This is a genomic window from bacterium, from assembly GCA_018812485.1.
In the GTDB taxonomy this organism is placed as follows: Bacteria; JAHJDO01; JAHJDO01; order JAHJDO01; family JAHJDO01; genus JAHJDO01.
Window position 1 is genome coordinate 13,921 of sequence record JAHJDO010000084.1, and the last position, 13,588, is coordinate 27,508.

A 13,588-nucleotide genomic window follows, 5' to 3' on the forward strand; every position below is an offset into this window, starting at 1 on the left:
CATTAATGCGTTAATATCTTAAATTCATATCGCGTATTACTTCGTTAAATATCTTCTCTCCTTTTTCCTTCAACCTGTCTCTGACACATTCAAAGTATCGCGTCATAGAGAGCATCTTAGATGTTTTAGTGTCAAAATCAATATCTATCAATGCCCGCATCCATTTTTCGCTTATGTTATACTTCACAAACATTGTTGCAAGCTTACAAATATTCCTCAGTCGTTTTGTTGTTCTTGGTGGGAAGGCAATATTAGGAATAGCACTGTTTGTATCTCCATTACATGCATCATTCAGTCTAAAACCCTTTTCTCTACAATACTTCTCCATTGCAGTACCGGGATAAATCATCAATGGATAACACGAGCAAATACTGCCTGAGCCTATTCTTTGCATAGCCTTTATGGTGTCCAATGCATCCTCGACTGGCTCATCAACAGGCAGCCCAACAATACATTGAAGATTGATAGCATATCCAAACGACCTCATCCTGTCGTATGCAGCTTTCATCTTGGGCTCATTATCCCACGTTCTGTTGAATAACTTAAGAGACTCAGGACGTATGGCCTGTATTCCAACGCCGATACAATTGACAATCTTCTTAAGCGTGGCAAGAACATTGTCAGATATCTTCAAAGCAGAGTGTGACGTCGTAGAAATATACATGGGAAGATCAATCTCCCTTTCCCATATTGAAACAAATTCAGGCATCCATGTTTCAACATCAGCTCCACAGAACATATCGTCATCTACCCACTCAATCTCGACAGTATCATATTTTTTAATCTCTTTAGCCTCTGCAATAACAGCATTAATAGGTCTTCTACCAAGAAAATAGCGTTTGTGAGACTCATGGCCAAAGATTCTTCGCACATGGCTGGAAGAGGAGCTGCAATAGGAGCAATTCCATGGACAACCCAGCATTGAAAGCATTACCTTACGATAACGTTTGGCCATTCTCGGGATATCCTTGTAATATTCTCTCCTGGCTGGCATAGGAAGATCTGCAGATGTCGTAGGTATGGTTTGTATAATACCCTGCTCCTTTTTTAGGATCTTGTCTATAGCCCCTCTTACAGGGCCAACTACGACTATATCTACTCCATCCAATTTTGATATATCCGGACATGAAGTTGCGTGGTGTCCTCCAAAAACCGATACAACTTTTGGGATAGACTTTTTTATTTCCTTGCTGATACGCAAAGACCAAGAGAAGAACGTTGTCATTGGAGAAAAAAAGATAAAATCGGGCTGCCAGTGAACAACCTGCGATGCGATATCTTCCATCTCAGCGTCAAAGTATCGAATCTTCTGCTTGAACCGCAATAATTCGCCACCTACAAACAGCAGTCCATAACTCTCTTCATTCCCAAAAGTGATTAACGCAATCTTCATCATTTTGTTTTGGCAATTATATCGTATTCTGTGACCGCACTAATAATGTACTGCAAATCTTTGTCTGTTAACCACCATCCTACAGGTATTGAAACCTGTTCATAGACAAATTCATCTACTCCAGGCAAATTGCTTCTAAAATTTTTAAACATAGTGTGAGTATCATTCCTCGCATGAACCTGCGAAACAGTAATACGCGCTTTTTTCATATGTTCCATAAATCTTAGAAGATTTTTAACCCTTATGGTATAAAGCCAGTGAACACTAGAGCGGTCGTTCTTGTATCTTAAAGATCGCACGGTCTTGAGGTCATTAAATGCTTTATTATATTGAGCGGCATTAGAGCGATGCTTTTTTATAGTTTTGTCCACATACTTGAGCTGCTCAAGACCTATTACTGCGGTTACATCATTCATATGGAATTTATATCCGTATTCAACAATATCCGCTTCACAGCGAAGGTCCTTGCGTTTAGCTTTACGGTCAATGCCGTACCACCTAAGCAGCCTGCCTCGTTGACAATCGGCATTGGATTTGCAAACCAATGCACCTCCATCTATAGTTGTCATCTCTTTAATTGCCTGGAAAGAAAAACACGCAAAATCAGACTGTGAGCCAATTAGTTTTCCATGATAAGTCGAACCAAAGGCATGAGCAGCGTCTTCAATTAATTTTATTTCGTGTTCAGCAGCAACGGCGTTTAATTCGTCCAGATCACAAGGATATCCGCCCCAATGGACACACATAATGGCCTTTGTTTTTGAAGTTATTTTTTTGGCAACATCTGCAGGATCAATATCGCCGGTCCATGGATTGATATCCGCCCAGACGATTTTTGCCCCCATTGCCATTATTGGTTCATTTGTTGCCGAACAAGTCATAGCGGTTGAGATAACTTCATCGCCATAACCTACATTTGCCAGCCTGAGCGCTAATTGTAAGGCGGCTGTTCCATTATTCAATGTTAACACATTATTATTATCAAAGTACGGTGCAAGCTTGTGTTCAAATTCCTCCACTATTGGCCCCTCGCCTATGTACCCGCTGAATAAGACCTTATGCAAAGGCTCTATAACGCTTTCAGGCATAAAAACCTTAAACAGAGGAATATCTTTGCCTTCACCGGATAATAAATTTTTTACTGATTCATCAACACTCTGCATATCTTTTCCCTTTTAATTAAGTTTAAATAATACAAAAAGGATATTCATAACCTAAAAGTAAATCAAGAGACTTGGTCGATTTGCGTAAATTGAAAGATTTTTTCGTATTATTTTAGCCTCAAGCCCCATGTGCTGAATTAACGACTCAATATCTCTAATGGTAAAATCCAGTGGTCTTTTTTCATCATTAAAGGATTTATAATGAGAACTGCATAACCATCTGGCAAAAAATGTACGCAGCAATAGCCACATATATCCTTCACGAATACCCAAAAAACAAGAGCATAGAGCATCCCATACAAAACCTATCTTTCCGCGTTTAAGTGGCAGATCCGCAATTAGCATCCTTGCCCCTGGCAAGGCCACTTTTCGGGCTGAATTGATTAAGGCCTCTACCTCGCTTAAATCACTATAATACTGAACTACGCTTACACATAAAATAATTGAAAAAGACCTCCTACATACACTTAAATCTGTATAGTCATCTCCGAGAAGTCCTACCTCCACATTATTAAAATTGCTGCATCTTTTCTTGCACAAGGTTATAAATTGTTCAACTACATCCACCGCATGGATGGTTTTAACGAGTGGTGCGAGACGTGCTTCCAAATGTCCAGAACCACAACCAATATTAAGAACAGAATCATCCTTTTTAAATGCTACAATTTGCTTTGTATAACGAAAAAAAAGTTCTGAGTTTCTTTCCCATAGCTGCGAATCTTTCCAGAAATCATCTTGACCCCAGTAATCAATCCAATTTTTACATGATTTAGTCATTAAATCCTTTCTTACTAAATGCCCTTTTAATCTCTAAACTCTTCTATATTATTATCTACAAAGTCAAAGGCTCTTCTCATGCATTTATCTATATCCATATACATAAATTCGCCACATCGTCCAAGGGTAGTAAGCGATCTGCATGTTTTCAAATAATCCATAATTCGCCTCAGGTGAACTGCATAGTCTTTGCGATAAATAGGATATGCATACTGGGCCTTAATCAAAGACAACTGTTTTACATCACCTAGTCCTAGAAAACCGTCTTCAGCCAGACCGCCAATACATATATCAAACAACTCTTCTTTAGTTGCTGCCCATGCAGTACTATCTTTTGAACATGTAATTTCGACCGTAATAATATTCTCTTCAGCCGGACTAGTATTGGAGCTAAAATTATTCATCTCCGATATGCGATTATATGGTTTATTTAACTGATATACATATCCGGAATTCAGGATATCCTTTTTATGTGTGACTATACCAAGCACCACCAGCGATTGATAATCTAATTTGCCGGCTGAAGCCAGCACTTCCTGTGGAACAGGTGCTTTGAGCATCTTGATTAGCGGAGGAAGTGGTACTGTTGAGATAATATAATCCCCTTCCATTTTTTTATATTGACCATTATGCTTGTAAGAAATGAGCATCTTTTTATTGGGAAGCTCAGTAATGCTCACAACCTCACAGGCAAGGTGCACATGACCATGATTTTTTTCTATTTTTTTTACAATTCGTTCAGCAATTTCCCCGAAACCTGTGTTGGGGTAGTAGGTAGGCAATATTTCGCGTTCAATAAGGGAATCTTTGTTTTTGCTAACTTTCTTATGGAGCAGGAGCTTTAATGTATTTATAAAGCTCATCCGCGTATGTGTTGGAATACATCTTGAAGATAGTTCAGAACAAGATATTTTCCAAAATTGCTCGGAATATGGTTTAAAAAATATTCTGTAGAGATATTCTCCAAAGCTTGCAATTGCCCACTCTTCTACAGTTTCATCCTCACTCTCTACAGCAACCCGCTTACGAGGGAAAAGTCTGCTTTTAAAAAAACTCCATGACGCCTGTATGCCGGAACAAAAACCCATATCGAAAAGAACACTTTTTACCGTTAAGGGATAATCGATATATTTCCCTCTATAATAAAATTTGACATCTCTTGACTTGGGCTGTAATTTATTGTCGAATAGTTTCAGAACAGCGTCAACAATCCCCTGGTCCTCAGAGAAAAAAGAGTGCGGTCCAAAATCCAATGAATAGTTGCCGTCACGAACAGTGCCAGCTAAACCGCCTGCAAACGGCTCGGCTTCTAAGACATCTACTTTAACGCCGTTACCGCTAAGACGCCAAGCCGCACTCAAACCTGAAATTCCTGCCCCTAAAACAATGGCATGCTTTGGCATAATAGTTTCTCATATTTTTGTAATAGTTTAGTTACGATTTTTTTAAAGATATCAGCAAATATACAATTTATCAATACCTGTCACATACTTTGAACTTTTAGACAAACGAAAAGGGAAAAAATTAGTTATGTAATTTGCATTATTGTCCGCATTTTTGTTGTATTTTAATTCCAGAATTACATTGATGTCATCAGTCAATTTGTTAATGAATAGATTCTTTTGGAAGTAAATATGATAGAAAACTAAATCAGTATCAATTGTAATACGATAATTCCCGTCTGCAGATCTGAAATATTTTCTACGGTAATGGGTAAGAAGCATTGGTTTTAAAGAGTTTATTTTTATTATTTCGGGAACATCCGATTTGTTAATGATATCCAATATTTCTTCAGCAGCAAAACCATTGTTAAAATCAAATGGATGTAGGGGATATGCCTGTTTCCTATTTAACGATTCATTCTTGATCTTTAATTCCAAAACAGGTTTGTTTATATGTCCAAACAATTCTCCATACCAGCGAATGCGAATTTTTACTCTATGAGATGAACCATTAACATTATCAAAATAATTCCTAAAATCAATAGCATCAAAGTATATACTGTTTACAAAACGCTGATGAAATATTGCAGAAAACATAGCAGGATGCAGTTTAACAATAGATTCCACATCGTGTCTTGTTATATCTGAAATAAAAAATTTCCGTTCATAACGATAATTATCTACTGCTTTTGCCATACTTCACTCCATACAAAATATCTTTAACGCTCTCGTTATTAGAAGTTTTTATTTCTCCATCAATAATTAAATTAGAGTTAGTTTCAACCAGATACGGAACTGAGATATTTTCCATTTCTACTTTTGAAACCACAATGCTACCTGCACCAAATTCAGATTTTTTTTGAAATACAGTAAAACCAATCTTATTATTTTGAAGACTAACATCGGAACCTGTTATCTCTGACATATCTTTACTGCAAACTGCAATTTCTGAATTTACTATTTTTACTTGATCAATATTCATTTCGCTATTCTCACCAACGCTTAGCCCTTTATCTCCGGCTCCATCTATGAAAATATTTTTCAAATTAATAACAGTTCCTGAAATATCAATGGCATCATTTCCACAGTTAACAAAGGAAGAATCGACAATATCCCCTTTGCTGAAATCACTATCAAAAGCGTCTGAGGAGGTTTTGCTAAAAAGCGTGTTATCAATTTTAAACTCAGTCCTGATTATATTAAGAGCATCTTCTGATCTATTTCGCGTAAATTGACAATGCGAAATTGCTACAGGAGATTCATAGAAGGTCACAGCTCCTGTCAATTCCCATCCATTATGTGATGGATTGGCTAAGTTGTTAAAATTAACATACACTATCAATGACTCTTTATGCGCATTCATGACAATAATTCCCTGCCCGGTAGAATCAGAAGAATAAATGAGGATTGGATTCTCTTCTGAGCCGATAAATGCAATTGGTGAATAGCTTAGAATTTTAGCGGAATTGCATAGATCAAGTTTTAATCCTTCGCCAGCAGTTACTGTATAACCTTCAGGGATAATTAAATTATCCGTCAAATTCCATTTGCCGGATTTGAAAAGAATCTTTTTGCCCTTTTCATCTACTGTCAAAAAATCTATATCAGCTAAATTAACCTGTTGTCTGATAAAATCCTTTGAAATAGAACCGTAGTCCAAATAAGGCCATAGGAAAACAGATTCATACCGTAAGCGGCTTGTTCCTAAAAGCCTGTAATGAACCTTTAAGTCCGAAACCATTGTCTTTGCCCAGACAAAGCCCTCAGGAAGAATGAAGCTGACAGTTTGATAATCAACCAGTTCAGGACGAAGTCTTGCATGTAATAACGCTTTAGTTTCCGTGTTAAATATAACTGAATCTTTATAGGAAACTTTTATCACTTCAATTGGGAATGACTGAATACTTCCAAGATCAAGCTGAATTCTATTTTCCCCTGATGCACGGAAATATGCATGCAACCCTTTAAAAGGATTTAACATTGCTCTAATGTATTTCTGGTTCTGATATAGAACATTCCTCTTAAGGCTGTAATAAGGGAATTCTTTATAAAGAATATTTAAATTGTTTTCTAATTCCTCTTTTATTGCTGAGAAAAACGAATCCAGATATGCAGGCTTAGAAACTCGTTCCAGGGCGGCTATATATTCCCTGAAGAACGATTCATCATTGAAGAGTGTTGCATAATATGGACGACAACTATGTAGCATTGACCCTGAATCGTTATTTATATAAATTCCTGCTTTAGTTGAACACAATGAATCAATTTGTCCTCCGCTGTCAGCATCAAAACCAATTGGTTCTAATAACGAGGTTACTGGATTATAATAAAATCTTGTGTTATGCCACCTTGCTCCATGAAAAGCGCACATCATATCTGTTATTGCAAAGAAGGTTGCCATTTTATGAACGTCAAAAACCTCACTTGTTTTTAACTTACCTCTTCTGAATGATTCAAGCAGACTGCTTGCTTTTATGAATTGGAGATAACTTGCTGAATCAGAAAGAATTTTTCCAGTCTGAAATGCATCAACATCACTTGCTAAATAATCTCCATAGCCATTTCTTTCTGCGCCGGGAAATTTCTCGTCAATTTGCACAATTTCATTCCAGAGCAGATTCTCATTAAACCGCACAATAGGTCCTTCTCTTCGCTGATTATGCTCAATAAGTCTTTTTTCGAAGTGTTCCTCCATGGCATAAATACCAAGATGTTTGCCATTAAGTATCACATCAACAAACTCATATCGTAATGATATAACATCTTCTCTCTTAAGCGCTTGATGAAATATCCACTCGGATATGTAGTTTCTTGTTTTAGGATGATGAATAGAAAATTGTTTCATCCCCCAGAGCGTTTTCCCTCCACTTATCTTTATTCTAAATGACCATTTCTGACCCTGCAGGTGGTCAGTATTATCACCCTTTAGTCGTATTCTTGCCTTAAGTATTTTGTCTTTATAGCGGATGTCAGCAGGAACATAGTCGTTTTCCGTCACAAACAAGTTACCCATTGCAAGCGCAATTTGTCTTTTATACTCAAGTTTTTGAAAATTTTTATGTCTAATATCAATTGTAATTTGTTTCGGATTGCTGGTTAATCCTTTTATATATCTATACGGTACCTTACAGCCGTATGATATTGCCTTTTTTATTTTGCCAGTAAGTCCTTTTTTATGCGCAAGAACGCCAACATTAAACAGCAGCCCTGAATACAATCCCAGCACTAAGACAGCAATAATAATTCTATGGTTTTTGAGAATCTTTTCAAGATTACTTAAAAGTCTATTAGGAGCACTTGATTCTTTTATTATCATTATTGAATAATGCCTTTATTATCTAAAAAACTGATTTTTATTGAGTCATTTAATTGTTGCAGATCAGATTTAGCCCTGTTTAAATCCTCAATATTGTGAAATTCGATCAAAAAACATGCTTCAAGCACTTCTTTAGTCTCATCAAATCGTTTTAAATCAACTGCCTGACAATGTTTCTTGAGTGTTTCAAGGATATCTTCTAATTTAATCTTTGGGAGATTCTGGCTTGAGATAGTTAGGAACAAGTTTTGATTATCTTCAATATGGCGGGAACATTTTTTACTTATAATGAGAATTGTTATCATTAAAACAAACGCTACTATCGTAATTGTTCTTTGGTCTGCGCCTAATCCTAATCCTATTGCAATAGCAAGAAATAAATATGCCAGCTCTTCAGGTTCTTTTATTGCAGCGCGAAACCTCACAATAGAAAGCGCTCCCACCAGACCCAGAGATAAAGCCAGCGATGATTTTACGATAGAAATAATCAGCATAGTAGTCATTGTTAACAGCAGAAAATTTCTACCAAATAGCTTTCTGTTTGAAAGAGCATGTCCAAACCTTATGTATATCCTGCCCAAAATAATTGACAGCAATGCTGCCAGCAACAGATTAATCACAAAAGACGTTATTGGTATTTGCACGCTTCTGGTTGCTAAAAACTCCTGAAATGTCTGAAACTTATTCATATTAACCTCGCTTTCTTAAAAAAGTTCATTTATATAAAAAATTGGGCAATTTTGGTTCATCAATACCCACGCAGGATTATAAAACAAGTCTTAATAAAAATCAAGCAGCGGGATGTTCTGTGAAAACAATCAAGCCAATATTCCTGCAATAATACCCTTTATCCTTGGCATAATTATCTTAAAATTTTTCCTTTTTATGGCAGACAATATATGTATTACATTCTCTATCCAAAAATACCATGAGAAGCTGATTATCTGTGGAATAGTTGCATTTTTTTTCATAAAGGTAATCCTGTTTCTGGATTTAAGAAACGCTCCAAAGGGATTTTCAGAGCCTCCGCTTGTTCTTGCTACTTTATGCCACAGTTTTGCTCTTGGCGCAACTATGCATTTAAATTCAGCTTTTATCGCTTTTGTACAGTAGTCTATGTCTTCCTGATAGTAAAAATAACTTTCATCCATTAATCCAATCTTGCTAATAACATTTCTATGTATAAGTAATGCGCAACCACTTATGAAGTCGGAATCACATATCTCATTATATTGTCCATAATCTTGCCTCATTCCTCCGATATGTGATGTCACCCCCGTTTTCCAGTCCATTTTGCCTTTTGCAAACCACAATGTGTTTTTCTTATCATAATAATACATTTTAGGACCTACAATGCCTATTGTTAAATTAATTTTCATAGGTTTTATTAACTCGCTTAACATATCAGTTGCAACTTTGGTATCGTTATTCAGGAGCAAAACACTATCAAAACCCGCCTTCATAGCATGCATTATAGCTATATTGTTAGCCTCAGCAAATCCCAGGTTAGCTTTATTCTTCAATAGAATTACCCATGGATAATTTTCCTTAAAATAATCCTGAGAACCATCTGTAGAAGCATTATCAACAATACAGACCTTATAATTATCGTATGTTTGTGCTTTTATAGATTCAAGACATTCAATAGTATCTTCTTTGCCATTATGATTCAGAATTATAATTAAAACACTTGGCTCTTTAGAGTTAGAATTTTCCATGAGTATATTTCTCTTTATTATAATTTTATTCTCAAGGCTGCTATCTATGATTTTCTGCATGACAAAATTATCAAGCTGTAGCTCATTTCTCACTCCTTCTTTCATAAGCTTCTTATATACAAAAACGAATTTTTCGAAGATCACTTCTTCCACCAAATTTTCTTTAACAAATTTTCTTGCATTTTCCCTAATAACCTCTATTCTATGTTTGTCCTCTAGAAGCTTCATTATCTCAGAGGCAATTGCTTCCGGAGTATTTTCTTTTACAATGATTCCTGTTTTGCCATTCTGAATAAGTTCTTCAGCGCCCTTACAGCGCGTAGAAACAACTACTGGGCCCATTATCATCGCTTCTCCAACAACATGAGGACATGATTCAAGCCTGCTTCCTAATATTTTTATTTGAGCATACTTAAGATATTGTGCAACCTCATGGTGTTTCACATGCCCCATAAATTCAACATTTTCTTCAATCCCAAGTTCCCTGCAGCGTTTTTTTAGAGAATGAAGCAGAGGCCCTTCCCCAAGGAATTTATGTTTTATATCAATCCCCTTCTTTCTTAGGATGCCGATTGCTTCCAAAACAATATCTGCTCCACCTATAGGATACAGGTCTTTTACTGTTATTGTATAATTCTCTTTTCCACAATATGCCTCTGAAAGAAAGGAATTCTTATCTACCTCTGTCCATATTACGCCATCAATTCTAAGCCCTTTCCTAGTTAATTCCTCTTTAAGACAATAACTGTTAGCAATTGTGGTGTATCGTCTATTTATCATTCTTTGCAGGTCAAGGAATTTGGCTGGAATATAATCCCACCCATCTCTTCCTACAAATACCTGTATTACTTTTTTCTTTCTCAATCTATGCCATGCAAGTATCAAAGCTGTATTCCACAAACTCCAACCATGTATCTCTATTATGTCACGGTCTCTTGCAAACTTTAAGATTTCCCTGTACAGCACAATAATATCCAAAACTTTGTACAAAAATCCTAACTTGTTTCTTCTAAAGAAAGGAGTTATTCTCTTTATATTTGGATGCCTGTACATCTGAGGTATTTCTTCTGTTGACATCTTCGGAGAGAACCCAATCATCTTTACATCAATGCCCTTCTCTAATAGCCACTTAAACTTGGTCCAGTTAGAGATAGCCATTCCTACATCATCTGGAACCAATACAGGAGAGATAATACCTATTTTGAACAAGGGGTTTACTTTTGACATTAGGATTTTGTTATTTGGCATTTAACTTACCATATTCTGTATACAGCTTTTCTACTATCTTTGGCCAGTCATAATTACGTGCATTTTCAATCCCATTCTTGCTAAATTGCTCTCTTTTTCTGCTGTTTGAGAGAAGCTCAATTACTGCTTCTGAAAATGCCTTTGTATCTTTGGTTTTTACAAGAATACCAGTTTCGTTGTCTATAACAACTTCAGGTATGCTTGCAGTATTAAATCCAACACATGGCAGGCCGCTTGCCTGCGCTTCCATAAACGGCATTCCAAACCCTTCATATATAGATGCGCATGTAAATAAATCCGCAGATTTATAATACAATATAACGTCTTCTACAGGGAGATGCCCAAGCAGATAGACATTTCCGATCTCCCCGGCTCTCTGTTTGATCAATTCTGAATAATCGTCATTATCAAACTTGCCAATAATATAGAGATGCGCTTTGGGGATTTTCCCTAAAACCAATTCAAAGACATTTAACAGCAGATCTACGCCTTTATGTTTTACTATTCTTCCAACATAAAGTAATGCCGGATGACGCAAATTTAGCTTTCTTTTTTTTCCCCTAAATACCTGAAAATCTATACCTGGTGTAATAACCGTACTATTTATGGAGAATTTTGACAGAAGATAGTTCCTAGTGAAGTCTGAATTTGTGATAACTTTATCTGCTTCAGATACATTCTTTATCATTCTTTTGTTTTCTAGAATTCTACGTTCTCTCCCGTAGCCTACATACATATTGGGATCTGTGACATTGTGGTAATAATAAACAACTTTATATCCAAAATTTTTCCTATTCTTTAGGACAAAGTCATCCAGAGGAGGATAATGGATATTTACAATATCGGGTCTTATAATTTCCAGAGCCCTCTTGAAGAATATATTTGCGATCGGCTTCATAACCGGCTTAGTAAACAAGTAGTTGCGACCTCTTGAGATATTTATTGGAGTAACTACAGGTATTCTAATATTCAAATGTTTATGAGAACAAGACAGCGTAAGAATACTGACATTCACATCATCATATTTATATAACTGATTTGCGTGTGCGACAACTACTTCAGAAATTCCCGAACCTTCGGCAAGAGCCGTAAAAGCAATAGCAACATTCATAACCCAATTATGCTCTTCCACCAGTTCTCATTCTTAATGTACCATGATATGGTTTGTTTTAATCCATCTTTAAAATCATAAACAGGTTTCCAGCCTAATGCTTTCTTAATCTTATCTGCATTAATAGCATAACGCCGATCATGGCCTAGCCTGTCTTTTACAAATTTTATTAATGTCTCTGTCTTTCCCAATCTTTTTAAAACAAACTTGGCTATATCTATATTAGTTCTTTCATTGTTGGCGCCTATGTTATAAATCTCTCCTATTTCTCCTCTCTGCAATACTAAATCAATAGCGCTACAGTGATCTTTTACATGGATCCAGTCCCTTACATTTGTTCCATCCCCATAAATAGGCATTGCCTTAGACTGGAGAGCGTTGATGATTATTAGTGGAATAAATTTCTCAGGGAATTGGTATGGACCGTAATTATTTGAACATCGTGTAATTATAACAGGCAATTGATAGGTATGAAAATAAGCTCCGACAAGCATGTCAGCTGACGCTTTGCTTGCGGCGTAAGGACTGTTTGGCGCAAGTGGAGTTTCTTCCCTAAAATAGCCTTCATCAGGAAGATCTCCATATACCTCATCCGTTGAGATCTGTATGAAACGCTTAATGCCAGCCTGTTTTGCAATATCAAGAAGAGTCTGCACTCCAAGTATATTTGTTCTCATAAACTCAGATGAATCCCTGATACTTCTGTCCACATGTGATTCAGCGGCAAAATTGATAATTATATCAATCCTATTTTCTGCAATAGTTTGCTTAACTAATTCTGCATCTAAAATATCACCCTTAACAAATGCATACCTATCCTTATATTTTTTGTGGATATCCAAAAGATTTTCTAAATTTCCTGCGTATGTCAACTTATCTAGGTTTACAATGTTTATAAAGCTATGCTTCTCTAACTCATATCGTATAAAATTAGACCCTATAAAACCACATCCGCCGGTAACCAACAGATTCATTTTTCGCTCCGCTCAAATGAATAATTTTAAATTTTTAATTTTGAGTTCTTAATTAAGACAAAAGATTCTTGGCTTTTCGTTTTGAGTTTTCCTCTGATGTTTTTACAATAGAAGTTAAAAGGCGTAATATTTCATTAGATTCATCTATAAGAAGTTGAATGCGTTCTCTAGATACTAATTTTGAATCTCGAAGTAGTCTCAACCAATAATTGCTTTCCCTAGCTTCCTTTGAAGCAATTGACATTTTAAAAATAAAGTCTTTTTTACTTTGTGCTGCCGATGCTTCCTCAACATTTGCACCAATACTTGTTCCTGAGCGAATTATTTGTTTTGATAAAACAAATTCCTGCTTTTTTTGTAGAAAGGAATATAACTTTACAATTCGCAGTGCAAAATTATAACTTTTATCTTTAATTATATTTTTAGACATAATTTAAAATTAACAA

Annotated in this window: 11 protein-coding genes; all 11 read right to left on the minus strand. The window is 36.0% G+C overall.

All coding sequences use genetic code 11. The features are described 5' to 3' along the window. Positions 1-10 precede the first annotated feature (10 nt). Positions 11-1,396, minus strand: a complete 1,386-nt coding sequence (locus tag KKC91_06650; GenBank protein MBU0478229.1) for a radical SAM protein — start codon at positions 1,394-1,396, stop codon at positions 11-13. Continuing rightward, positions 1,393-2,556, minus strand: a complete 1,164-nt coding sequence (locus KKC91_06655; protein ID MBU0478230.1) for a DegT/DnrJ/EryC1/StrS family aminotransferase — start codon at positions 2,554-2,556, stop codon at positions 1,393-1,395. Before KKC91_06655 ends, KKC91_06650 begins: the two co-directional genes overlap by 4 nt. Before the next feature lie 51 nt (positions 2,557-2,607). Next, positions 2,608-3,333, minus strand: a complete 726-nt coding sequence (locus tag KKC91_06660; GenBank protein MBU0478231.1) for a class I SAM-dependent methyltransferase — start codon at positions 3,331-3,333, stop codon at positions 2,608-2,610. 26 nt (positions 3,334-3,359) lie between these two features. Beyond that, positions 3,360-4,736, minus strand: a complete 1,377-nt coding sequence (locus tag KKC91_06665) for an FAD-dependent oxidoreductase (protein ID MBU0478232.1) — start codon at positions 4,734-4,736, stop codon at positions 3,360-3,362. 51 nt (positions 4,737-4,787) lie between these two features. Continuing rightward, entirely contained in the window at positions 4,788-5,471 is a 684-nt protein-coding gene (locus KKC91_06670) for a polyphosphate polymerase domain-containing protein (protein MBU0478233.1), read from the minus strand. Further along, the gene (locus KKC91_06675; GenBank protein MBU0478234.1) at positions 5,452-8,091 is read right to left on the minus strand and encodes a CotH kinase family protein; all 2,640 of its coding nucleotides are present in this window, start codon (positions 8,089-8,091) and stop codon (positions 5,452-5,454) included. Before KKC91_06675 ends, KKC91_06670 begins: the two co-directional genes overlap by 20 nt. Continuing rightward, positions 8,091-8,780, minus strand: a complete 690-nt coding sequence (locus KKC91_06680; protein MBU0478235.1) for a DUF4956 domain-containing protein — start codon at positions 8,778-8,780, stop codon at positions 8,091-8,093. Before KKC91_06680 ends, KKC91_06675 begins: the two co-directional genes overlap by 1 nt. A 129-nt stretch (positions 8,781-8,909) precedes the next feature. Continuing rightward, the gene (locus tag KKC91_06685) at positions 8,910-11,036 is read right to left on the minus strand and encodes a glycosyltransferase (GenBank protein MBU0478236.1); all 2,127 of its coding nucleotides are present in this window, start codon (positions 11,034-11,036) and stop codon (positions 8,910-8,912) included. Between the two features lie 10 nt (positions 11,037-11,046). Continuing rightward, the gene (locus KKC91_06690; GenBank protein ID MBU0478237.1) at positions 11,047-12,189 is read right to left on the minus strand and encodes a glycosyltransferase family 4 protein; all 1,143 of its coding nucleotides are present in this window, start codon (positions 12,187-12,189) and stop codon (positions 11,047-11,049) included. Beyond that, complete coding sequence (gene rfbB, locus KKC91_06695) at positions 12,165-13,142, minus strand: dTDP-glucose 4,6-dehydratase (GenBank protein MBU0478238.1); 978 nt, start codon at positions 13,140-13,142, stop codon at positions 12,165-12,167. Before rfbB ends, KKC91_06690 begins: the two co-directional genes overlap by 25 nt. A gap of 52 nt (positions 13,143-13,194) precedes the next feature. Beyond that, entirely contained in the window at positions 13,195-13,572 is a 378-nt protein-coding gene (locus tag KKC91_06700; GenBank protein MBU0478239.1) for a four helix bundle protein, read from the minus strand. Positions 13,573-13,588: the final 16 nt, after the last annotated feature.